This window comes from Paraglaciecola sp. T6c (assembly GCF_000014225.1).
Taxonomy (GTDB): Bacteria; Pseudomonadota; Gammaproteobacteria; order Enterobacterales; family Alteromonadaceae; genus Paraglaciecola; species Paraglaciecola atlantica_A.
In genome coordinates, this window is the sequence record NC_008228.1 from 2,299,724 (window position 1) to 2,323,210 (window position 23,487).

Sequence of the window (23,487 nt, forward strand, 5' to 3'; positions counted from 1 at the left end):
AGCGAACGAACAAGGTAAAGCATATTTCTCATTGCAAAAACGCCAGATTTCCGTATTATGCGCGTCTTCGGTCGGTGTGTAGCGCAGCTTGGTAGCGCACTGTCATGGGGTGTCAGGGGTCGTAGGTTCAAATCCTATCACACCGACCAATTCAACTGCCCTCAAATTCCTATACCAAGAATTCCTACTCTATCAAATATCTCTGAACCTATGAAATCAGCGCGAAGCGATCACAGTCGTGTTCACAAAGTTGTCGGGAACAATTTTGAACGTGCGCAGCACGGCCCGCAGGGCGACATATTTATAGGGGAAGGGATGTGCGGAGTAAATCCTATCACACCGAGCAATCTATCTCTTATTTTTCAATGATTTACCCCATTCATTGAATGCCTCTCTAAATTAGCGTCCTTTAATCGCCCCATAATTGTCACAATATACAGTTCTTGTATCTTGGATATCAGTTGCATATTTTGTTCACCAAAATGACATCGTTACTCTGGGTCTTAATTTGGATTGTTATCGAATTAGAAGTGATAAATTTTTCTAGGCTTGAAACTAGTTATTCCTGAGCTTTACTAAACAGGACTTAATTATGAGCAACAAAACAAGTCAGCGTGATCTGCAAATCACTTTTATTCATCAATTTGAATGAGCAACAAGCCCCACATAACACAATTACATAGACACCCATCTTTAGAATCTAATAAAAAGACTCTTGCTCAGAGTGGGAAATGCCCCTAAAGAAGCGTTGAGGTACTTTTCATCTGAACGATCAGGGATTCTTACTGGCACAATTACATAGACACCCATCTTTAGAATCGTATAAAAACTCTATTGTTCAGAAGGGGGCAATACCACTCAACTAGCGTCAAGGTACTTTTGATCTCAATGATCGAGAATTTTTACTGGAATATTGCGCTTTTACGAAGAAAAAGCAGCGCAAGGTCAGTTTTTGTGCACGCGGCAACGCTACAAGATATGCATGATTGTACGGTTCGAAATTGATTTAGGCGCGCCTTAACAACGCTTTCGCTTTGGTCATTCCTCGCAGCCGTTGATGATGGGTATGGCGCTTAAACGCATTCATCATTTGCTCCGCGCCAGCTGCGTAGCAGAAGTGTTTTTCGAACTCAGTGGTTAAGGTTAACCACTGAGCAGCGTCTAATCCCAATCTTTGTAGAATAGGACTGTGAGTGTTATCAATATGATCGGCCTTATCACCTCGAATGCATCGGCCTGTTGTGTCTACCAATTCACAATAGCCTTTGAGTGAGTAAGCGATACCTTGAGGCATATTTTCACGATGATTTCCTACAAACGGCATTAAAGCACTCGGTTGCTCTCGTTTATTTTTAACCGCCTGAGCACGTTTTTTGATACTGGTGTGCTTTGACGTTTCGGGTGTTTTTGCCATTTTTGCACGAATGGGATTCAAGTCCACATAGGCCATACACGCTAAGACCGCACTCTCATCTAATAGGGCTTGTGATTTAAATCGTCCTTCCCACTAATTTATCAGGAGTAAATTAGAACAGCTTTAGCTGGCCCGCAGGGAGAGCGCCAAGGATGGCGGCGAATAAAAACGACCGGTGCAACCATCCTCTTTATTAGCTTCACGAGCAATATACTCATTCAAATCACGCATAAACCAGCTTATGTCATACAAACGTTACCGATAGGTTTCAACGGTCTCATCAAAGGTGATTAGCTCGCCTTGGCTCAGCGTATCGCCATTCATAAATTTCTGAGTCAGCAAAGTGCCTCTGTGTAGCTTGTGATAGCGCCTCAACACTTCATCGCTATCCCAATTATCAGCCAAGACTTTATCCACACAAAGCACCACCTGAGTCTACTTCAGGCATCCTGCCTTACGCCCTTCGGGCCAGCTAAAGCTGTTGTAAAATGTTCCCGACATTTTTACTGATTATTCATGACCGCATAGTCACAAATACGGTAGCCGCGCTATCTATGGCGAATACCGTAGATAAAAACAATAAACGCTCTGCTACCGAGCCTCGGGGATGCGCGTAAGTTTTTTCAGAATATTCATCGACCCATAAAAATCAAGTGTATTTGAGCACCGCAAATCACTCAGTTTTAAGATGAGTATTATCACTAATTGTTAAATACATATGAAATTTTGTGCATTGTTGACAATTTATTGTTAATAAATATATTATCGTTAGCGTGAAAAAAATTAACCTAAAGTTAACGGGTTAATGAATGGGTAATCTATCGCTAGTCTGTGGCCATTGGTAATAGCTTGTTCGAATTACTATGAAAAAATAATGGCAACATGGATATTTTATTACGACACAACATTTAAGCCTTCTTACTCAGTGTTGATTTTTGTTGAGTACTAAACGCTATATTTTACGTTGCTACAACGCAAAATGATAAACGCGACATCTGGTAAGTTATTGAAATAAGAAATGGTAAGGTAAAATTTATAATGATAAAAAAATACAATAATAAATGGTCTCTACAAAAAGTCGCTGTAACGCTTTTGCTTACAACGACTTCCAACAGTTTTAACATTGTTCATGCAGCGGAAAATAAAGTTTCTGTTGATGTTAATTTAGACACTAAACATCGTATAGGTAATATTGAGCGCTTTAACCGTGAAAAATTCATCTCATTGCATTCGGCCCCAACAGAAAATGAATGGGATCATGATAACAAAGGCAACAACGCCAAATCAGATCTAATTGGTAGCTTTATTAATGGTTATGATGTGTATTTTGGCCGTGATACGGGATACATGAAAAATCAATTATTTGCTCAAAAGCAAGATGGTAATCGTTTAGGCTTTATTGATGAATCTGTTTTAACTACGAAGGGCAATGCCGCAATTAACTCGTTTGAAAACAGTAACGCTACTCGGTTTGTTAACGCCAGACGCTTTAAAAATAGATCTAAAGATATGGTTGTTGGTGGGCAAGTACATCCTTATTATCCTGACGGCACTAATATTGGTAATAGTAATTGGGCATTCTCACAAAAAAACACTGACCAAGAGCCTATTGGTACCGCCACAGGCCATTACATGGGGCAGTTTCTACAAAAATATTTTGCGCAAACGAACACAGCTGCAGGTGCGCCTAAACCTGCTTATTTAGAAGTTGTAAATGAACCTTTGTATGATCTAAATATTGCACCTAAAGACGGACGAGATAAGGCACCTATAGCTGATATCTTCAAATACCATAAAAGTGTCGCGCAAGAAATTCGTAAAAGTAATAATCAAGCATTAAACAAAAATATTAAGGTTGCAGGCTATACCGTTGCCTTTCCTAACTATGATTGGGATAATTTTGAACGCTGGGAAAGTAATGACAAATTTTTCATTGATACGGCAGGTGCCGATATGGACGTATTTTCTATTCATCTGTATGACTTTCCAACTCACCCTCGAGGAGAGGAATATCGACGAGGCAGTAATGTCGAAGCAACACTCGATATGCTAGAGCAATATTCAAATATTAAATTCGGTCGTACTAAACCATTATTAATTTCAGAATATGGTGCATCTGTACATGCTTTGCGAAACAAACCATGGTCACAGGTAAGAGATGCTGAAAAGTTACGCGGTTATAATGCACTATTAACCCATTTTCTAGAACGTCCTGACGTTATAGCTAAAGCAATTCCTTTTATTCCCGTGAAAGCTGAATGGGGTCGTCATGGCGACACCGGCTACCCTTATGAAAATAGATTAATGAGACAACAATTTGAAAAAGCAGGGCAAACAGGAACCGATTGGATCTACACTGACTTAGTAAAATTCTTCGAATTGTGGTCTGAGGTTAAAGGTATACATGTAGACAGTTGGGCATCTGATCTTGATATCATGGTCGATGCATATGTACAGAATAATAAAGCACATATCATAATGACGAGTTTAGAGTTTCAAGATACTGATGTTGCATTAAAAGCACTTGGGATCGATGGAAATACGATCAAATCAGTCCAAGTAAAAACCTTGTCTTATGATAATAACAACCATGCAAAATTGGCTACTAAAACAATGTCATCGGTACCTAAAACCGTTTCTTTGCCGAAAGAAAGTACCCAAATCATGACAATTACTTACCACAATAAAATTAACATTGATAAGGTGAACCAACAGAACAAATATTATGCCACTACCTATAAGCAGCCTATAAAAGCGAACGTGGATATGTATTTTAATATCAAAGATGTGGAGGTAGGAGCACAAGGCGAAGCCGTTTTACGTTTAGGTATTGGTCGAGAACACGGTAAATCGCTCACACCGACAGTAAACGTGAATAACGTACCAGTTGAAGTGCCTACTGACTTCAGAGGGTATGACCAGAAACAAGGTAAAACTCGCAACGGACGCGCAAGTTTCTTTGGCGTCATTGAAATACCTGTGTCACATGATCTACTACAAGGCAGCAATTGGATACGTATCAACTTTGATGATGCCGGCGGATTTGTAACAAGCGCAGCTTTGCAGGTTGTTAACAGTAGTGACGAGATTACGCGATCACTTTAAAAAATCAAAGGACGCGAACCTGACACAACACATTTGGTCTAGATTTATAGTTTGTTGCTCATTGAGCTAATGACTATGTCTAGACCGCTTCGAGTGGATTATAAAATGTGCTTTATCATGTAATGAATTGTGAAAGAGGGTGTGAAAGAGAGTGTGAAAATAGCTTTTGAGTGATAACGACGTTAAGCCTTTTCTATACTGCATAGAGTTGGCATCGTTTCGATTCAATATTGAAGCGGAGTCACATTTTTTAATCAAAAAACACATGGAAAAATATACACATACCCCATGCACAATAATGAGTTCCCCATGGCTCAATGCTTTGCCTCTTATAAATTTTTGAGTCAACAAGGTATCCTTGCGTAATTTGTCATAACACTTCAACACTTCGTTAACGGCTCAGTTAACTGCCAACGCATTATCAACACAAAGTGCCACAAGAGTCTGCTTAAAGCATCCTGCCATACACCCTTAGGGCCAGCTAAAGCTGTTGTAAAATGCTCCTGACATTTTTACTGATTATTCATAACCGCACAGGCACAAATACGGTAGCCGCGCTATCGATGGTAAACACCGTTGATAAAAACAACATACGCTCTTCTACCCAACCACGGCGATGCTCGTGACTTTGACCAGAATATTTATTAATGCCGGATAAATATGACTGGCGAACGCAGCGAGAAACACAATAACAAATTTATCGGGAAAAATTTGAGCAGCTTTAGCTGGCTTCTAAGAAGTGAACGACATGGATGTCGTGAATAAAATAGGGCGTGTCGATTAAACTAATTTGGCTTTTTCGAGGTTGAGGCATTATCCATCTACCTGACAAAAATGAGACGCAAATCTAGTCTAGTTTAGCCCTGAAAATTGACCATTTTTATCATGGGTGTCATTATAACGAGCTTGTATTTAAAAAAGGATTTTCATGCTCATAAAATTACTAGGTCAGTTTCTTATTCTCGTGTGTATTAGCCATTTTTGTTTTGCAGAACAAACAAGTTTTGTATCACAAAAAATTGATAAGCATATTGGGAAATATGTTGAGGAAGAAGCTTTTAAAGGGGTCGTATTAGTTGCTAAAGAAGGGAAGGTGATCTTTAAATCTGCATATGGAAATGCTGATGAAAATAATAGTATACCCAACACAGTGGATCACAAGTTCTTGATAGGTTCATTAACAAAATCATTTACCGCTGTTACCGTGATGAAATTAGTTGATAAAGGTAAATTGAATTTAACCGCCCCGATATCTACCTACATACCGAATTTACGTAAAAATATTGGCCAAGACTTAACGTTACACCTGTTACTAAAGCATCAGTCAGGTCTTCCTCAGCATTTAGAAAGACTAGCGAGTTTTGAAGATAAAGATGTTTCTTCAGACGAGATATTGGCCATTATCAATACTGCGAGTTTGGCCTTTGTGCCTGGAACACAATATCAATATTCAAATTTAAATTATCACCTAGCCGCCATTGCAATAGAGAACGTGACGGGCAAGACGTATGCTCAAGTTCTTCAAGATGAGATTTTTTCTCCCTTGAAAATGGGCAGCTCAGGCGTTGAACGTCTGAATAATGTCCCTGTTAATAGAGCAAATGGTTACCGCAAAGGATTTTTGGGTACCAACAGGGCAGAAAACATTGTGTCTTATGCGTTGGGCTCTGGGGATATTTATTCTACAGTGGATGATTTACTCACTTGGGAACAATCACTATACAACAACCAACTTTTATCAGAAAAGAGCCAAAGGTTGTTGTTTGCCGGTGAGAACAATGATTTTGGAGATTATGGCTATGGATTTAGGGTGCAGCAATATCAAAGAGCCGCTGGCAAAAATAATGGTACCTTAACAAGACATGGCGGGTCGATGGATGGCTTTTTAACAAATTTACACCGTTATACAGATGACAAGCTGACTGTTATTATCTTAGCGAATATCCGTAACTTTCCTATCAGGAATTTAACCTTCGAGATTAAGGAAATCGCAATGGGCCTTGCCGTTGGTGATCGTAACCGAGCGGAATTTGAGTGAATTTTGATAACTAGCTTAAAAGGACATAACAGCAGTTTATTGGGCCTTCAGCACGCAAGTTAGCAGCTTTGGTTCGTGCAAGGATCCTGCTTTTAGAAAGAGAAGTGAGCACAGTCAATCGATGTTTTAATTAATTAGCCAGCGCAGCTGAATTGAGTCAGTGGTGCACCTCAACGTTATGTTCGCGCCGTGTATTAAAAGTGACTTCGATGCCCTCAAAATGACGAGAAAACGCTCAATCATTGCGATTGGGAAGGGAGCAAACGGCAGACAGCGCCTGAGTTCATAAACTGGTAAATCAGTATGTCACGGCATGTCTCAAAAAGTATCTTCGTGACACGAGCTAGGGTATGGATGATATTGACGTTGTTTAAATAGTTTTCGCTTAGGTGTCGATATTATTAACGACAGCAATGGTACTTTTTCATTGCTAGCTTTGTGCAAAGCGCACAAAGTCGCACTGTGAAAGCGTTACTCCCATCACGCTATATGATCTTATCCTAAGTTGATTCACCCAGTTTAGCGCTGAATTAAACGCACATTAGATTTCGCGCATAAGGAAATACTGAATGAGAAAAGTCGTTATGTTTTCTAAGACTAAAAAATGGTGGCATGAAAGCCCTGATCTAGCGTTGTTAAATACCCAGATTAGTGAAATGGAAAAAGAGGGGTGGGTTATTGTGTCTGTTTCAGCAAACACAAATTTTTTAGGATTTATCTCTTCATACACAATTTTAATAGAGTCACCTGATTGACCGCTCTCAACAAAGTATGAATAACGCATCCGCTTTAATTCATCTGCCTAGATGCTGATGATTGCTCCGGTGCTTGAACACATTCATCATTTGCTGTGTACCTGATGCGCATTTTTGTAGGGCCATATGCTGGCCATCCACATTTTAGTATCTCTGAGTACCGAATTTACGCTAACCTTCCTCATAACGAACGCACTAATAGCCGCTTTTTACAGACATCAGCAGTGCTTCACTTAGTGATGGATAACTTCATAGTAGGGAGTAAACGATATGAATATTAAAGATATTGGATTTAACTCTGAATACGCAGAAGAGGCGTTTACCTTTGATGAAATAAACGAGCTGAACGGTGATACTATACTGGATTTTGGCGCGCCTTGGTGCGGCCATTGTCAGGCCGCAAGGCCTGCCATAGAAGAAGTCGTTTCAGAACACGCTGGACTGCGGCATATAAAAATTTATGACGGAAAGGGGAAACCTCTGGGCCGTAAATTCAAGGTTAAACTGTGGCCGACTCTGATACTGCTGCGCTCTGGTAACGAAGTGGCTCGACTTGTTAGACCGTTAGAGGCAGATGAAATTCGCCAACTGGTTTCGTAAATCGGTTAGCGACTAATAACCCGCTAATAACATTCGTTACACAACCATAAAGGGAAGTTTTGGATTGAAATTTGTATTTTTTGCCTTGGTTATTTTCATCGGCTTGAAAGCGTATGCCGCTGAGCATTACATATCTCTGCAAAAGCCAAGATTTGAATTGATTACCGACCGTTTTTTTGGTCAGGCGCTGGACTTTAACTCGTTACCTGATACCAAAATGGTTAATTTGACCTATTGGGGAAGCACACCGCAAGCTGAAATTAAATATAACGCTAGTAGCTTACTTGTGCGTGCTCAAGAAAATGAGTTGCAGCGAGTACATTTGCAGTTTGGGCAAAACGTTAAAACCATCATTTTCAACATGCAGACTCAGCCCGCCGAATATGATCAAGAATATATCCAAATGCATGAAGGCAAAGTTAGCATTGAAACGCCTGAAGTTTACGAGCTGAATAATATCATACTTACTTTAGCTGATAAGTATCACCAAACACAGTACCGAATGCATTCAAAAGGGCGGTATTACGCTGATGTATTAACATGGTTTTCGCCTTTTAAAAATCACCCAATTTTCCGTGCGCTTGATGAGATAAACTATTACTCGTTAGTTGAAAACGGCCCAGCATATTCCTTTGATGGGGATAAAATAGCGCGTTCGACTGTATACCAGGGTTTTAGGGCGGCTGATGCAATCAAAGACAATAAGGCTTTATTAGAGGATTTTGCGAGAAAGAGTGACTTTAGGAAGTTCTACCAACAACACCGTCGATATTACTCACAATTGAGTAAGGTATTCGAGCTAGGCGCTCAGCCAAAAACGATTTGGCAATGGTTAGAATCTCACTTTCCGGCGAGATATCAAAGCTATCGAGTCTTTTTTTCACCATTGGGGCCTGGCAATAATAGCTCTCGCATGTTTGATGACAATGATTTTAAAGAATCAATTATGTTTGTCAGTGCGCCTAATCGCTATGAGAGTGAGCACGAAGCATCTGGTATTCAGTCGATAAAGTTAACACGTTCATTTTTTACCGAAATAGACCATACCTATGTTAATCCAATCTCCGATCGGTATATCGACGATATTAACGCTGCTTTTATAGATTTAGCACCTTGGTACAAAGGTGGGGGATATAACAAACCTTATCTAGTATTTAATGAGTACATGACGTGGTCGATATTTTCTCTGTACGCGAGGGAGCATTATTCAGCTGATGATTACGCTTTTATAAAAAACTATATCGAACACTTCATGGTTGAAAAAAGAGGGTTTTATAAGTTCAAAGGTTTCAACGAAGAATTTATTCGGCTGTATGTCAACAGACCCATCGACGATAAAATCACTGATCTCTATCCCAAGATGATAAGTTGGATAACAGATAACGATGACCATTAGTGCCCAAAAATTCGAGTTCAAGTTCCATTTTTGGCATGACACTGGGCGACTAGAGCAAACCGCTTTAACTAGATAAAGCATATGCTAGCGATTGGAGCAATATTTAACCGATTTATCATGTCTAATCAACTCGCTGCTTTATATATCGCTTTGGCGATTCCCCTAGAATATTTTTGAACATAGTAATAAAGGCACTGACAGAGCTGTAACCTAAGTATTCAGATACTCTTTGTACGGTCATGTTGGTCATCAGTTTTTGCACGGCAATGATCACGTGCATTTGAGCTCGCCAGTGGCCGAAGGTCATGCCTGTTTCGCGCTTTATTAATCGTGCTAGCGTGCGTTCAGACATAGCGAAGTAGCTCGCCCATTGGGGAAGCGTTTTTTTGTCATCGGGATAAGACAAAAGCTGCTGGGCGAGCTTAGCCACCGTGGGGTGACTGGGTAAAGGTAAATTCATAGGTTGTTGGGGGGATTCACTGACGACGTCTATCAGAACCTGAGCTAATCTGTTTGTCGGGCTAAAGTGTGGGTAATGCTGATCTTGCTTGGCAAAATGGCAAATTAGTTCCTTGGCCAATACGCTTAACGCGAATGTACAGGTTTTGTCAGGCATGCGCAGTTCGCCAGGTTGAATAAACACGTGGCACAGCTCAGCATGATCAGATGCACGATTACTGTGAAGAGTGTGAGTGGGTATCCAAATTGCGCTCTGGGTTGGTACCATCCACATTTTCCCCTGTACTTCACAGGTGACATGCCCGTGCAGCGCGAGTATTAGTTGCCCCTTCGAATGGGTGTGCAGCGGCAATTCATGGCTGTTATTCACCTTCTCAATACGCGCGACCACGGGCTGGGGCATCACCTCAAATTGCTGCAAATCATCCCACTGTATAAAATTCAATAAACTCATTTGTCAGTATTTAGCTATATGTTGTCTCTATTTGTAAATTATAAGCGCTGACGACCTTTTATAATACCCACAGTATTACAACGCCATGCTAGGTTTGCGCCTTAGTTGAAAATAGGTGATGAAGATAGTGGCTGGGAATGTGACGACTATCGATGCAAATTAGATTGACGTTGGTGTAAGCCGCGCCTGTTTCACTCATTCAACGCTTGGCAAGAGCGCAATAAATCAAAGAGAGTAAAAGTGGGATCTATAAGCGGGTTAGGGCGGTTAATCCCCAATAAAATCGTGGCATCTTCTGTTGTGTTGATCGCAGGCATTCTTTTGGTCGCGGCAAACTTGCGCGCGCCCATTACCGGTATCGCCCCCATTCTTGAGCAGATCATTCACACTTTCACATTGAGTAGCACACAAGCCGGAATGTTAACCACTTTACCGCTCATTGCATTCGCGGTCGCCTCGCCAATGGCTGCGTCACTCGCCAGAAAAATAGGCATTGAAAGCGCTGTATTCATCGCACTTATTTTTATAGCCACAGGTATAGGATTGAGGTTAATCGATTCGGTATGGATGCTTTATATGGCCACAGCGGTGATAGGCGTAGGGATCGCCATAGGGAATGTGTTATTACCAAGTTTAATTAAGCGTGACTTCCCAGCAATGGTCGCGATGATGACCTCTTGCTACGTATTGGCAATGGGCATTTTCTCTGGCGGTTTTTCCGCCCTAGTGACACCCCTTGCCAGTATGAAATGGCTTCAGTGGCAAGGTGCGTTAGGGGTATTCGGCCTCGTTACTTTGGTCAGCATTGTGCTGTGGCTGCCTAGGTTAAAAACGAGAACGATGCCGGATGCTGCTTTGACGAACCCAACTGAGCAAACTAACGCTGGCTCTGCTGGCATTGACTCGGCTGACAGCGAACAGGCTAATGGCGCTGCGGCCAATAGAGTGCCGCCTCATACAGCAAAACCAAGTAGAGTATGGCATTTTTCGCTGGCGTGGCAGGTGACGATTTACCTTGGTCTTAATTCCTTTATGACCTACGTATTGATTGGTTGGCTACCCAATATATTGGTTGAAGCGGGGTATTCTCAGGTCTACGCGGGCGTGCTTCACGGTTGGTTGCAGTTTGCATCGGCTGTTCCCGGTTTTGTACTCATACCTATTTTGGCGCGATTGAAAGACCAGCGTGTACCGGCTGTAGTCATATCCCTGTTAGGGGCAATTAGCTTGCTAGGCTTGTTGTATGCTCCCCAGTTTGCGTTTTTGTGGACCGTGCTTGTGGGCTTTAGCTCGGGGGGATGTTTCATTTTGGGGCTGTCATTTATTAGCTTTCGCAGCCAGAACGCGCTTCAGGCCGCATCATTATCTGGCATGGCTCAGGCTTTTGGTTACTGCTTAGCCGCTGTTGGGCCGATGTTGGCTGGCTATCTTTATTCGTCTTTGGGCAATTGGTCTGGCAGTTTATGGATGTGCGCATTAGCCAGTGCATGCTGCGCGCTTGTCGGTTTAGGTTGCGGGCGAAATAGAGTACTGCCACACTTTTAATACAAAGCTGGGAAGGGGCACGCCAGCAAGGCTGGGCCTAAAGACTTTACAGTGAGGCCTTGTAACATTTACTGCCATCATTCGTTTTACGCCGTTATTGCTGTGCACTGGCTATTCAGATTTTATCAATACACATTTTATTACGTTTGCTCTAGCGCATTAATGGCGCAGCCTCGCGGCCTTCTATTAAGTTACACACTCGTGCAAAATCCTTCTTGGCGTTGCATTTGCTCCCTTGGTCCTCGACTCCACATCCATTCATTTTAGGAGAGAGATTATGTCAAACACAGTTAAAACGATTAACCCAACTACCGAAGAGCAGCTAAAAGAATACACGCTGTTATCTACCGACGAAGCGATTAAAGCTGTCGATAATGCGGATGAGGCATTCCAACAGTGGAAGCTCACCAGCAGCGAAGAACGTGCAACACTGCTAAACAAAATGGCTGATGTGATAGATGCCAATAAAGACGAGCTTGTTACCCTGATGATAGATGAAATGGGTAAAGTAAAAGAGCAGGGCTATCAAGAGGTCGAATTGTGCGCCTCAATCTGCCGCTACAGCGCAGAACAAGGGCCGGAAATACTCGCCGATGAAGAGCGCGAGTACGAGCAAGGCAAAGCGATTGTTAGTTATCGCCCAATCGGGGTGGTGCTAGGCATTCAGCCATGGAATTTCCCGTTATATCAAGTGATCCGCTACAGCGCATCTAATTTGATGGCAGGTAACGTCACTGTACTGAAGCATGCTGCTAACGTCTTTGGCATGGCGGTTAAAATACAAGAGATGTACGAAGAAGCCGGTTTCCCTAAAGATGTCTACCAATCCTTATTGATTGATGGCGAAGCAGCAAGCGAATTGATTAAACACCCGAAAGTACGTGGTGTGTCTTTCACTGGCAGTGATGGCGTCGGTAAAAAGGTTGGCGCGTCTGCTGCTGAAAACGTGAAGATTTCGGTACTGGAACTGGGCAGCAATGACGCCTACGTGGTGTTAGATGATGCAGATATCAAAGTGGCCGTTGAGGCGTGTGTAATGGGCCGTGTTATCAATAACGGTGAAACGTGTGTATCGGCTAAACGTTTTATTGTGACACAGAAAAACTACGACGCGTTCAAAGAAGCATTCGTTGATGCTATGAAAAACATCAAAATGGATGATCCTAACCTTGAAGGCACTGACATTGGCCCCATGGCACGGGAAGACTTGCGTGACAAGTTACATGACCAAGTGACAGAATCAATCAAAGCGGGCGCGACGTGTTTAACCGGCGGTGAAGTACCAGATCGTAAAGGTTATTTCTACCCAGCCACTGTGCTTGAAAACGTTGAGCCAGGCTCACCCGCCTATGATGATGAGTTGTTCGGCCCGGTCGCATCATTGATCAAAGCCAAAGACGATGAAGATGCGATGCGTATCGCTAATGACTCGCGCTATGGTCTGGGGGGCGGTATCTTTAGTCAGGACGAAGACAAAGCCATTCAGCTCGCTCGTGATGTGTTCGATACGGGCATGATCAATATCAATGGTTACGGCTTAGCGCACCCAAATCTGCCATTTGGCGGGGTAAAAGACAGCGGGTACGGTCGTGAACACGGTGGCTTTGGTATCAAAGAATTTGTCAATGTTAAAGCCATCATGGTGACACAATAAACCGCTTTTTCGATGAGAGCGCATGACAATCAAAACGATGTTGATATGCACTCACTGATGACAAAGGGATTTAAAGGGATGATAGAAGGAATTTAAAGGGTTTAATAAGCGCAATATGAAGCGCAATATAAAAAGGCAGCCAGATTATTCTGGCTGCCTTTTTAGTTTCTGCTCGCCAATAGGGTATGTATTCAAGCGCGAGCCGCCTTAAAAGTAAGCAGTCGCTCCTTGCAGATACTGATTGAACGCGCCCTGATTGGCTTGTTTCAACTTGGCACACTGCTTTGACTCATCTTGCGCTACGTCATAGCTACGGGCCATACCATCGTATTTGTCCATGTGCTTTTGATAAAAGCGCTGGGCTAAATCAATGTTGTGGTCGCTACAACTAGATGATACATATTCAGGCATACGCGCCACATGATAGGCCGGCATTTTCGCAGTCACTTGTTCCATGTTTTCATCTAACCATTGATACAATACATCCTGATCTTCTCTGGCTTGACTGGCCGTTGCAATAAACCCGAGTACATTGGCAGGGCTAACGGCATCATTTAATGCCATATCAAGTACTTTACGCACAGTCACTGCCTCAGGGAATAACATGCCAAAGCGGATTGCGCTCTGGGTGTTAGCATCATTAGTGGCTAAATACGCCGCTTGATACTTGTCAAACCAGCGCTTGTCGCCATTAATCGCGAGGCTGCGCATAGCATTTGCGGCAATCGCTCGGCCAGTACTGGTGCTGTCATGCAGAAATTTTTCGGTGATGCGTTTGCTCTGTGCAATGACGTTGTCATTTTGAGTGTAGCGGCTAAGAAGGCCAAACACAGCATTACGCAGTCGACTCTGATCGTTGCTATCATTTTTGCCCTCAACGGTGCCTAAACGCGCAAACCAATGGCCCAATTTACTGTTTAAGAAATTAGCAAACAGGGTTTTGTTGTCGTTATCGACTAAATAGGTGAGGTCGTTCAATGACGCTACCACAGAGCGTGCAACAACAGGATCTTTGTCCGTCGCTAGGGCATCAAGTACTGCCATATGTTGGTCTAAAGTGATTTTGTCAGCGTTGAGCAAAGCATCTGAGTTATACAGCAGTGATTTTTTCTCTCTGGCATTCAGCGCTTGCGTGTCTTCAAGTAGCGCATGCAATTGCGATGCAGGGATCTGCCAACGCATATAACCCATGGCATTATCGTTAGGGTAAATCCACTGGGCTGCGGCCAACTCAGGTAGATTCGTGTTGGCTTTATCTAAAAACAAGCGTGTGCGAATGATTTTGTCGTTTTTCTTGTACGTGATCGTAAGGGGCACTATCCAGGTCTGTGGGGGCACCTCGGCACCGGCTAAATGGTAACGGCTTTGGCTGATATCGCCGTTTTTAGCGAAGCTAACAAGAGGGTAAGCGGGTTGCTCTAAATACGTTTTCATCAACGCAGGCACATCAAAATCTGCGACAGTCGAGAGTACTTCCCACAAGTCATCTGCTTGGGCGTTACCCCAGGCATGTTTTCTCATGTAACTTTGCACACCTTTTTGAAACGGGGCTTCGCCCACTAACGCTTCGATCATTTGTAGAACCGACTCGCCCTTGCTGTAATTTAGGCCTAGGCCGTCCATGACATCGGTTTGGCTGCGTACCTCTTTTTTTACTGCACGTGTTGTCGGGCTCGCATCGGCTGCAAATGCACCTTCTTGCACCAGTTGCGCTTGGGTGTTTTGCTCAGGGTAAAGCGCCATGGTTATCTTGCTTTCCATCCAAGATGCAAACGCTTCGTTTAACCATAAATCATCCCACCACGCCATGGTGACCAAATTGCCGTACCACATGTGCGCAAGCTCATGGGCGATCGTTTGGGTCGGCCCGCTTTGCTCCGTTAAGCGAGGCTCATCGTCAAGCAGTAATAAGCTACTGCGATAGGTGACTAAGCCGGCGTTTTCCATTGCGCCGTGGGTAAAATTAGGCACGGCAATAAAATCGAGTTTTTCATAAGGGTAGGGCGTGCCGAAGTAATCTTCTAAGGCATCCAAAATTTTGGGTGTTTGCGCCACCGCGAATTTTGTACGGTGGGCTTGGCCTTTGGGGGTGTAAATCCTACCGGGCACGGATAATCCCGTGATTTCAGCTGAATCCATTTCGCCTACGGCAAAGGCGACTAAATAGCTCGGCATGGGTTTGGTCTTTTTAAATACGACGGTTTGCCACCCGTCAGCTTGGGTTCTTGATTCTACTGGGGTATTGGAAATCACCGTGTTGACCACAGGCGAAGTGATTGTCATTTTGTACGGAATTTTATAACTTGGCTCGTCAAACCCCGGAAATGCGCGGCGAGCGTGCATGTCTTCAAACTGGGTGAAAATGTAGTTTTTGCCCTCAAACGCGGATAAATACATGCCGTCTGAGGTGGTATTCACCTTGCCGGTAAATTGCATATGCAACTGATAGGTTTTGGCGGGCAATACGTCAGGCGCCTTACCGAGCTGTATATCATAGGATTGGCTTTCGACCGACAACGGGATATGACGCGAGCCGTCAATTATCTCGGCTTTATGCACGTCTAAATCACGTTGATAAAAGCGCACTTCATCGGTGGCCTTCTCTATTGTCACTGTGATGGTGGTTTCACCGCTAAAGGTCGCTTGGTTTGGATCGATCTTCAACATAATTTGTTGAAAGCTAGGTGTTACGTTATTGCCTAGGCGATAGGCCTCTTTATCGTCGTGCCCTTCGCCGGCAAACGCCTGTGTCATTAAAAACATGCTAAAGGCGGCTAGGCATCGTTGCATCAAACTCATAGTAAATCCCTGTTATTAATTGTTTTTAACTAAATGCAATGGCTTAGTGTGTTAAGCGCTTTGACTGCATTTGTTTGACGCGCAGATTAGGTGAAAACGGCAAAAATGCAACTAACAAAAAGTTAATACTTGTTTCGAAGAATAAGACGATGAGAACAGATGAGGAAAGGAAAAAGGCTCATTGCTGAGCCTTTTTACGTGATGGTGACATTGAATTTCTAAAATAGATTCAAAAATTAACCCGCTTCAGGAAACTCATAATCTTCGAAGGATTTACGCAGTGCCAGCTTGTTCAATTTACCTGTGGCAGTGTGGGGCAGTTCATCTACAAATACCACATCGTCAGGCAAAGACCATTTATGCAATTTGTCGGTTAGGAAACTCAATATTTCAGCACTTGTGGCCTGTGAATCTGGGTTACGTACAGCAATCAATAACGGGCGTTCTGTCCACTTAGGATGATAACGACCAATGGCCGCAGCTTCTGCGATAGCGGGATGGCCAACGGCTGCATTTTCAATATCGATAGAGCTTACCCATTCGCCGCCAGATTTAATCACGTCTTTGGTGCGATCGGTAATTTGCATATACCCATCGGCATTAATCGTTGCTACGTCACCGGTATCAAACCAGCCTTTATCATCTACCGGGCAGCCTTCTTCGCCCGGTGTTTGCGACATGCCGTAATAGCCACTTATCACCCATGGGCCTCGAACTTTTAAGGCGCCAAACGCGACACCATCCCAAGGTAATTCGTTGTTGTCTTCATCGACGATACGCATTTCGATACCAAATACACCGCGGCCCTGTAGGGTTTGTAAGTCAGTGATTTGCTCATCGGTGTAGTCTTCCATACCGGGTTGTAAACCAAAGAATGTTCCCAAAGGGCTTGTCTCTGTCATACCCCAACCCTGATACACCATAGTGTCATGGTTGTCTTTGAAACGCTCAATGATGGCGCGAGGACAAGCCGCGCCGCCTACCGTTACTCGGCTAAGAGAAGGTATTTTTTTACCACTTTTATCTAAATAGGTCAGTAGGGCCAACCATATAGTGGGTACACCAGAACTAAACGTGACTTTCTCAGTTTCAATCAGGTCGTGGAGTGTCTCGCCATCACCCATTTTAGGACCAGGCATCACCAATTTAGCACCAGTCATAATGGTAGCGTAGGGTAAACCCCATGCATTAACGTGAAACATAGGGACTACTGGTAACACGGTTTCTCGCCCTGATGCATTAGTTACATCAGGTAGCGCCCCAGCATAAGCGTGCAGTAATGTTGAACGATGGCTGTACACCACGCCTTTAGGGTTACCTGTGGTGCCTGATGTGTAACACATCCCGCTGGCGGTGTTTTCGTCAAACTCAGGCCATGTAAAATCACTAGACTGGTCAGCAATGAGTTCTTCATAGCAAAACACATTTTCAAGCGTGGTATCAGGCATATTGGCTTTGCTGGTCAACACGATAAACGCTTCTACTTTGGGCAGATGAGGGGCAAGGGCCTCGACTAATGGCATGACCAACACGTCAACAAAAATGAATCTGTCTTGTGCGTGATTAATGATGTAGTTAACCTGCTCTGGAAACAATTTAGGGTTGATGGTGTGGCACACCATACCACTGCCTGACACGGCGTAATAAAGCTCCAAGTGGCGGTAGTCGTTCCATGCTAGCGTGCCGATGCGATCTCCAAACTTAGCACCCAATGACGCAAGCGCGTTGGCTAACTTACGGGTACGCGTCGCTAAATCTTTGTAGGTATAACGGTGGCGCGGATTGTCAGAGGTAACAGAGACGATTTCACGCTTTGGATAGTTCCTCTCAGCGTGTTTTAAAATGTTTGAAATCATCAACTGTGAGTTCATCATTAGAGCTTGCATTTACGGTTCCTTATTCACATCAAAGGGCAATTAGATTGCCCCTTTTAATACATTAGTTAATAGCTAGTTTTTCGTTACTACCAAGCAGTCACACCACCATCAAGGGCGATAGATTGACCTGTCATGTAGGTGTTGCCGGGTGAAAGCACTAATAGCATGGCGTTAACAATTTCTTGGGGCGTAGCAAGGCGCTTCATCGGGCAACCTACTGCTAATTGATTAATGCCTTCTTGCGATATTTCACCGTCAATATTCAATATATTGGTTGGAGTATAGAAAGGACATATTGAGTTTGCGCGGATACCTTTGCGTGCATATTCAATCGCCGCCGTTTTGGTTAACCCGATAACCGCGTGTTTTGCTGCTGAGTAAGCAGCGCCTTTCGGTGCACCACCCAGACCAGCAAGTGAACTCACGTTTAGAATATGACCGCTACCTTGTTTAAGCATGACTTCAATTTGGTACTTCATGCCGAACATAACGCCTTTGACGTTCACGTCCATTTGTTTGTCCATGGTCGCTTCATCAAGGGTGTGCATAGGTGCCATGCTGTGAGCGATGCCTGCGTTGTTGACGCCAATGTCCACTCGACCAAATTTGTCCATCGCGCTGTCAACCATGGCTTTGCAATCAGCTTCTTTTGATACATCGCAATGCTGGGCGACAATGCTATCTGCAAATTCACTCAGGCCTTCAACTGTTTCGGCTAAACCTTTTGGGTCGATATCGCTGATCACCAACTTACAACCACGCTCAGCTAACCCTTTTGACAATAAACGACCGAAGCCACTGCCTGCACCCGTAATTAATGCCACTTGACCGTTAAAATCTAATAATGAATCCATGTTGATACTCGCTTTTAATCTGTTGAAATGGGGTTGTCGTTAATAAATTGCAGTAATACTTTCGCTAACTGCTGTGGTTGATCTTCTTGCAAAAAATGCCCGCCCTGCGTGATCGTGGTGTGAGACTGACCTTGAGTGCCAGGGATCAGTTTTTGCATTATTTTATCGCCGCCAGCGGTAACCGGGTCGCTATCGCTGAACGCCGTGATAAAAGGCTTGTTAAATTGCTGTAGAACTTGCCACGCTTTACGATTGTTCTGCGTTTGTGGGTCGTCTGTTGTCGCAGGCACCAATAAAGGGAATTGGCGCACGCCTGCTTTGTGCGCTTCAGTAGGAAAGGGCGCATCGTAAGCGTTTAGTACGTCAGTGGATAACGCTGTCACTGTGGCGCCTTTTATAATCCCTGCAACCGGAAATTCAGGTACTTCTTGTGAAAAAGCGCGCCACTTCATAAAGGCTTCACCTGGGGGATGATCGCCGGTGGGTAGCATAGTGTTTGCTGCTAATACACGTGCAAACAACTCTGGGTGCTCAGCCACTAAACGCAACCCGAGCAAGCCGCCCCAATCTTGGCAGACTAGTGTGACTTGCTTTAAATTAAGTTGTGTAAGGATGTTACGGATCCAATCGAGATGCCGCTGGTAAGTATAGTCGCAGCGCTGGGTGGGTTTATCAGAACGTCCAAAACCAATTAAGTCAGGTGCAATGACCCGATAGCCTTTATCGGCAATGGGTTTGATCATGTCTCTGTATAAATAACTCCACGATGGTTCACCATGAAGCATTAAGACCACTTCACCTTCTTTGCTACCTTCATCTAGGTAGTGCATGCGTAAGTTGCCGCCTTCAAAATCGTCTACTTCTATATAATGAGGCGCGAACGAGTAACCCGACAAACCTTCGAAACAGTCGTCTGAGGTGCGTAAATATTGCATTAATGACTTCCTAACGTTGTGCAAATAACGGTGTGTAAGTGCTTTGTTAATTTTGTAAACGGAGTATTAGAAAATCATTTGGCTCATCAAAAGTCAACTCGCCTAAATTAATGCAGAAGTATGAATTTAATGAATAATATGTGGCAGTTGAATTTTTCTACGTTATTACCTCTAATTATTAATCAATATAAAACCAATAAATTTGGATGATTCAACTCCCTGACCTAGTATTCGTTTACTAATTTATCTGGTAAGAGGTGTTTATGAGTCAAGCAGTGATAGCTGAAGTACAAGGAAATGTCGCGGTTTTGTATATGCAGAGCCCACCGGTTAATGCGTTATCTAAGTCAGTTCGTGTTGGCTTAATTGAAAACATTAACCAAGCGCTGGACAACGATCAGGTCGAAGCAATTGTAATCTCATCTAAGTTAGCATTGTTCTCTGGCGGTGCTGATATCAGTGAATTTTCTGGCGGTAATTTAGAGCCGCATCTACCTACCGTTTTAGATGTTATCGAAAATGCAAGTAAGCCAGTTATTGCCGTACTCAATGGCCCTGCTTTTGGTGGTGGTCTAGAAGTGGCGCTTTCATGTCATTATCGCGTTACGTTTGCCAGTAACAAGGTTGGCTTGCCAGAAGTGAATTTAGGTATATTACCTGGCGCGGGCGGTACTCAGCGCCTTCCTCGTTTGGCAGGCGTGGCAAAAGCACTCGATATGATAGTGTCGGGACGCCCAGAAAAAGCCAGCAAGTTAGCAGGTGTATTTGACTTAATAGTTGAAGACCCAACAAACTTACTCAGTGAAGCAATGGCATTTGTCCAAAAAGTGGTTGCTGAGGGTGCGAAGGTGCGCAAAACCTCTGATGTGGCTATTGATAAAGCTAGCGCGCCTGATGAGCTATTTGCTCAATATCGTCAAGGCCTTAAAAAGCAAGCTCGCGGATTTTTTGCCCCTGAGCGTTGTATCCAAGCTGTTGAAGCATCTGTTTCGTTGCCATTTGAGCAAGGCTTGGTGCGTGAAAGTGAATTGTTCATGGAATGCATGGGCTCGAAAGAAGCTCGCGCACAGCAGCACTTTTTCTTTGCAGAGCGCGCGGCTGCTCACGTGAGCGATTACGACAAATCCACACCTACCCGAGATATCAAAAAGGTCGGCATTATTGGCGCAGGCACCATGGGCGGCGGGATCGCTATGAACTTCGCCAATGCTGGTATACCGGTCATCATGCTTGAACTTAAGCAAGAGGCATTGGACAAGGGCCTTGCGCTTATTCGTAAGAACTACGAAAACTCCGCTAAGAAAGGCAAGCTTACCCAACAAGCTGTTGAAGATCGCATGGCGTTATTGCAAGGTTCAACTGAATACGAAGCACTAAGCGACGTAGATTTAGTTATTGAAGCCGTTTTCGAAAAGATGTCAGTCAAAAAAGAAGTATTTGGTGCACTGGATAAAGTATGTAAGAAAGGCGCCATACTCGCTTCAAACACCTCTACTTTAGATGTCAACGAAATTGCGGCGTCTACATCACGTCCTGAAGATGTGATTGGTTTGCACTTCTTTAGCCCAGCTAACGTGATGAAACTGCTTGAAGTCGTCAAAGCTGAAAAAACCTCTGCAGACGTTATCAAAACCTGTATGCAGATGGCGAAGAAAATCAATAAAGTCGCTGTGCTGGTTGGTGTTTGTTTCGGCTTTGTGGGTAACCGCATGATCGAACCGTACGGCCGTGAAGCCGCTCGCTTAATGCTTGAAGGGGCTACGCCGCAGCAAATCGACAAAGTGATTTACGATTTTGGTTTGCCTATGGGCCCATTCACCATGGGAGACATGGCAGGCTTAGACATCGGTTTTTACGTACGCGAATCACGACGTGAATTTATTGCCCATGATCCGAGTTACTGTGTGGTATCTGACCGCTTAGTGAAACAAGGTCGTGTCGGTCTTAAATCTGGTCGCGGTGCTTATATGTATGAGCCGGGTAACAGAATGCCGATCCCTGACCCTGAAGTGGTTGAAATGGCAAAAGAAGAGGCCGCACGTTTAGGCATTGCCCAACGTGACATCTCAGACCAAGAAATTCTAGAGCGCATTATCTTTCCTTTGATTAACGAAGGTGCATTGATTTTGGAAGAAGGTATTGCCGCTAAATCAAGCGATATCGATGTTATTTATGTTTATGGTTACGGCTTCCCGGTTTACCGCGGCGGTCCTATGCAATACGCAGATGAAATTGGCTTGAAAAAAGTTTATGACGCGATGTGTAAATATCGCGATGAATTAGGTGAGTACGGCGGCCACTGGTTTGAACCAGCTCCGTTGTTGAAACAACTGGCTGAGCAGGGCAAACGCTTTGCAGATTTCAAACAGTAACACCTACTTAACCGATTAAATAGAGAGAAAAATGATGAAAGAAGCAGTCATAGTATCAACCGCAAGAACTCCAATTGGCCGTGCTTATAAAGGTGCGTTTAATAATCTTGAAGCGCCAAGCATGGGCGGTCACGCTATTCGCGAAGCAGTGAAGAAATCCGGTATCGACCCTGCCTCCGTAGATGATGTGATCATGGGTAGTGCATTAACTCAAGGTAGCGGCGGCATGAACATCGGTCGTTTAGCCGGTCTTGCTGGTGGATTACCTACATCGGTATCAGGTATGACCCTGGACCGTCAATGTAGCTCGGGCATGTACGCTATCGCAACTGCGGCTAAGCACATCATCACGGACAACGTACCTGTGATGGTAGCCGGGGGTCTTGACCAAATTAGTTTGGTTCAAAACAAATACATGAATACTCATCGTATGGTTGATCCAGCGTTGGCTAAAATGCATAAAAACATTTACATGCCTATGCTGCAGACCGCTGAAGTGGTTGCTGCACGTTACGGCATCGACCGCGATGCAATGGATGAGTATGCACTACAAAGCCAGATGCGCACCGCAGCAGGTCAAGCCGCTGGTAAATTTGACGATGAAATCGTGCCAGTAACAGCCACTAAAGTGATTGTTGACCGCGAGACAAAAGAAGAAAGTTTTCAAGAAGTAACGTTAAGTAAAGATGAAGGTAATCGCGCAGAGACCACGCTCGAAGGTCTCAAAAGCCTTAAGCCGGTTATTGAAGGCGGCGTGATCACGGCGGGTAATGCCAGTCAGTTGTCTGACGGTGCATCAGCCAGCGTACTAATGGATTCTAAGTTAGCCGAGCAACAAAACTTAACGCCACTAGGTGCTTATCGCGGTATCGCGGTAGCCGGTTGTGAACCAGATGAAATGGGCATTGGTCCAGTATTCGCTATTCCAAAGTTGCTTAAGCAACATGGCCTAACGATGAACGATATTGGTTTATGGGAGCTTAACGAAGCGTTCGCTGTTCAGGTAATGTACTGCCGTGACAAGTTGGGTATTCCTGATGAATTGCTTAACGTTAACGGTGGTGCCATTTCAATCGGTCACCCTTACGGTATGAGTGGTGCACGTATGGTGGGTCACGCGCTTATCGAAGGTAAGCGCCGTGGTGCGAAATACGTGGTATGTACCATGTGTATCGGCGGCGGCATGGGTGCGGCAGGTTTGTTCGAAGTTTATTAAATTTTAGGCGCCCT

14 protein-coding genes, 1 tRNA gene and 2 pseudogenes are annotated in these 23,487 nt (G+C 44.0%); 10 read left to right on the forward strand and 7 right to left on the reverse strand.

Annotated elements, in window-relative coordinates:
• Positions 1 to 72: 72 nt before the first annotated feature.
• Positions 73 to 149, forward strand: a tRNA-Pro gene (locus tag PATL_RS09700).
• 857 nt (positions 150 to 1,006) lie between these two features.
• Here PATL_RS09700 and PATL_RS22900 read toward each other — a convergent pair.
• A pseudogene (locus tag PATL_RS22900) lies at positions 1,007 to 1,843 on the reverse strand (transposase); the annotation flags it as partial.
• Positions 1,844 to 2,452: 609 nt separating this feature from the next.
• Between PATL_RS22900 and PATL_RS09710 the strand changes: the two are divergent.
• Complete coding sequence (locus PATL_RS09710) at positions 2,453 to 4,519, forward strand: hypothetical protein (protein ID WP_011574719.1); 2,067 nt, start codon at positions 2,453 to 2,455, stop codon at positions 4,517 to 4,519.
• A 518-nt stretch (positions 4,520 to 5,037) separates the two neighbouring features.
• Here the strand turns inward: PATL_RS09710 and PATL_RS22905 are convergent.
• A pseudogene (locus PATL_RS22905) lies at positions 5,038 to 5,333 on the reverse strand (hypothetical protein); the annotation flags it as partial.
• Positions 5,334 to 5,447: 114 nt separating this feature from the next.
• Between PATL_RS22905 and PATL_RS09715 the strand changes: the two are divergent.
• The 4 genes from PATL_RS09715 (at position 5,448) to PATL_RS09730 (ending at position 9,308) form a co-directional block, all read left to right on the forward strand.
• Positions 5,448 to 6,557 (forward strand): serine hydrolase domain-containing protein, encoded by a 1,110-nt coding sequence (locus tag PATL_RS09715; RefSeq protein WP_011574720.1) that lies wholly within the window; start codon positions 5,448 to 5,450, stop codon positions 6,555 to 6,557.
• A gap of 569 nt (positions 6,558 to 7,126) precedes the next feature.
• The gene (locus PATL_RS09720; RefSeq protein ID WP_041713637.1) at positions 7,127 to 7,312 is read left to right on the forward strand and encodes a hypothetical protein; all 186 of its coding nucleotides are present in this window, start codon (positions 7,127 to 7,129) and stop codon (positions 7,310 to 7,312) included.
• Positions 7,313 to 7,582: 270 nt separating this feature from the next.
• Positions 7,583 to 7,912, forward strand: coding sequence for a thioredoxin family protein (locus PATL_RS09725; protein ID WP_011574721.1), 330 nt, complete (start codon positions 7,583 to 7,585; stop codon positions 7,910 to 7,912).
• 64 nt (positions 7,913 to 7,976) lie between these two features.
• Positions 7,977 to 9,308, forward strand: a complete 1,332-nt coding sequence (locus tag PATL_RS09730; RefSeq protein WP_011574722.1) for a DUF4932 domain-containing protein — start codon at positions 7,977 to 7,979, stop codon at positions 9,306 to 9,308.
• 121 nt (positions 9,309 to 9,429) lie between these two features.
• Here the strand turns inward: PATL_RS09730 and PATL_RS09735 are convergent, their stop codons facing one another.
• A complete protein-coding gene (locus tag PATL_RS09735) occupies positions 9,430 to 10,221 on the reverse strand; it encodes an AraC family transcriptional regulator (RefSeq protein ID WP_011574723.1) in 792 nt (263 codons plus the stop codon).
• Between the two features lie 240 nt (positions 10,222 to 10,461).
• Between PATL_RS09735 and PATL_RS09740 the strand changes: the two genes are divergently transcribed.
• Positions 10,462 to 11,766, forward strand: coding sequence for a CynX/NimT family MFS transporter (locus tag PATL_RS09740; RefSeq protein ID WP_011574724.1), 1,305 nt, complete (start codon positions 10,462 to 10,464; stop codon positions 11,764 to 11,766).
• 277 nt (positions 11,767 to 12,043) lie between these two features.
• Entirely contained in the window at positions 12,044 to 13,420 is a 1,377-nt protein-coding gene (locus PATL_RS09745) for an NAD-dependent succinate-semialdehyde dehydrogenase (RefSeq protein ID WP_011574725.1), read from the forward strand.
• 207 nt (positions 13,421 to 13,627) lie between these two features.
• Here PATL_RS09745 and PATL_RS09750 read toward each other — a convergent pair whose 3' ends face one another.
• The 4 genes from PATL_RS09750 to PATL_RS09765 all read right to left on the reverse strand — a co-directional run bounded on the left by PATL_RS09750 (position 13,628) and on the right by PATL_RS09765 (position 19,885).
• The gene (locus PATL_RS09750; protein ID WP_011574726.1) at positions 13,628 to 16,219 is read right to left on the reverse strand and encodes a M1 family metallopeptidase; all 2,592 of its coding nucleotides are present in this window, start codon (positions 16,217 to 16,219) and stop codon (positions 13,628 to 13,630) included.
• 236 nt (positions 16,220 to 16,455) lie between these two features.
• The gene (locus PATL_RS09755; protein WP_011574727.1) at positions 16,456 to 18,105 is read right to left on the reverse strand and encodes a long-chain-fatty-acid--CoA ligase; all 1,650 of its coding nucleotides are present in this window, start codon (positions 18,103 to 18,105) and stop codon (positions 16,456 to 16,458) included.
• 77 nt (positions 18,106 to 18,182) lie between these two features.
• On the reverse strand, positions 18,183 to 18,950 hold the full coding sequence (locus PATL_RS09760; protein WP_011574728.1) for an SDR family NAD(P)-dependent oxidoreductase: 768 nt from the start codon (positions 18,948 to 18,950) through the stop codon (positions 18,183 to 18,185).
• 14 nt (positions 18,951 to 18,964) lie between these two features.
• Positions 18,965 to 19,885, reverse strand: a complete 921-nt coding sequence (locus PATL_RS09765; RefSeq protein WP_011574729.1) for a haloalkane dehalogenase — start codon at positions 19,883 to 19,885, stop codon at positions 18,965 to 18,967.
• Between the two features lie 263 nt (positions 19,886 to 20,148).
• Between PATL_RS09765 and PATL_RS09770 the strand changes: the two genes are divergently transcribed.
• Together PATL_RS09770 and PATL_RS09775 are read left to right on the forward strand one after the other, a co-directional pair.
• On the forward strand, positions 20,149 to 22,257 hold the full coding sequence (locus PATL_RS09770; protein WP_011574730.1) for a 3-hydroxyacyl-CoA dehydrogenase NAD-binding domain-containing protein: 2,109 nt from the start codon (positions 20,149 to 20,151) through the stop codon (positions 22,255 to 22,257).
• A 34-nt stretch (positions 22,258 to 22,291) separates the two neighbouring features.
• On the forward strand, positions 22,292 to 23,473 hold the full coding sequence (locus PATL_RS09775; protein WP_041714374.1) for an acetyl-CoA C-acyltransferase: 1,182 nt from the start codon (positions 22,292 to 22,294) through the stop codon (positions 23,471 to 23,473).
• The last annotated feature ends 14 nt before the right edge of the window (positions 23,474 to 23,487 follow it).

Excerpts from the sequence above, each read along its gene's own strand:
- PATL_RS09775 (WP_041714374.1), top strand. The coding sequence starts at position 22,292 with ATGAAAGAAGCAGTCATAGTATCAACCGCAAGAACTCCAATTGGCCGT.
- PATL_RS09725 (WP_011574721.1), top strand. The coding sequence starts at position 7,583 with ATGAATATTAAAGATATTGGATTTAACTCTGAATACGCAGAAGAGGCG.
- PATL_RS09760 (WP_011574728.1), bottom strand. The coding sequence starts at position 18,950 with ATGGATTCATTATTAGATTTTAACGGTCAAGTGGCATTAATTACGGGT.
- PATL_RS09755 (WP_011574727.1), bottom strand. The coding sequence starts at position 18,105 with ATGCAAGCTCTAATGATGAACTCACAGTTGATGATTTCAAACATTTTA.
- PATL_RS09735 (WP_011574723.1), bottom strand. The coding sequence starts at position 10,221 with ATGAGTTTATTGAATTTTATACAGTGGGATGATTTGCAGCAATTTGAG.
- PATL_RS09765 (WP_011574729.1), bottom strand. The coding sequence starts at position 19,885 with ATGCAATATTTACGCACCTCAGACGACTGTTTCGAAGGTTTGTCGGGT.
- PATL_RS09720 (WP_041713637.1), top strand. The coding sequence starts at position 7,127 with ATGAGAAAAGTCGTTATGTTTTCTAAGACTAAAAAATGGTGGCATGAA.
- PATL_RS09750 (WP_011574726.1), bottom strand. The coding sequence starts at position 16,219 with ATGAGTTTGATGCAACGATGCCTAGCCGCCTTTAGCATGTTTTTAATG.
- PATL_RS09770 (WP_011574730.1), top strand. The coding sequence starts at position 20,149 with ATGAGTCAAGCAGTGATAGCTGAAGTACAAGGAAATGTCGCGGTTTTG.
- PATL_RS09715 (WP_011574720.1), top strand. The coding sequence starts at position 5,448 with ATGCTCATAAAATTACTAGGTCAGTTTCTTATTCTCGTGTGTATTAGC.
- PATL_RS09710 (WP_011574719.1), top strand. The coding sequence starts at position 2,453 with ATGATAAAAAAATACAATAATAAATGGTCTCTACAAAAAGTCGCTGTA.
- PATL_RS09745 (WP_011574725.1), top strand. The coding sequence starts at position 12,044 with ATGTCAAACACAGTTAAAACGATTAACCCAACTACCGAAGAGCAGCTA.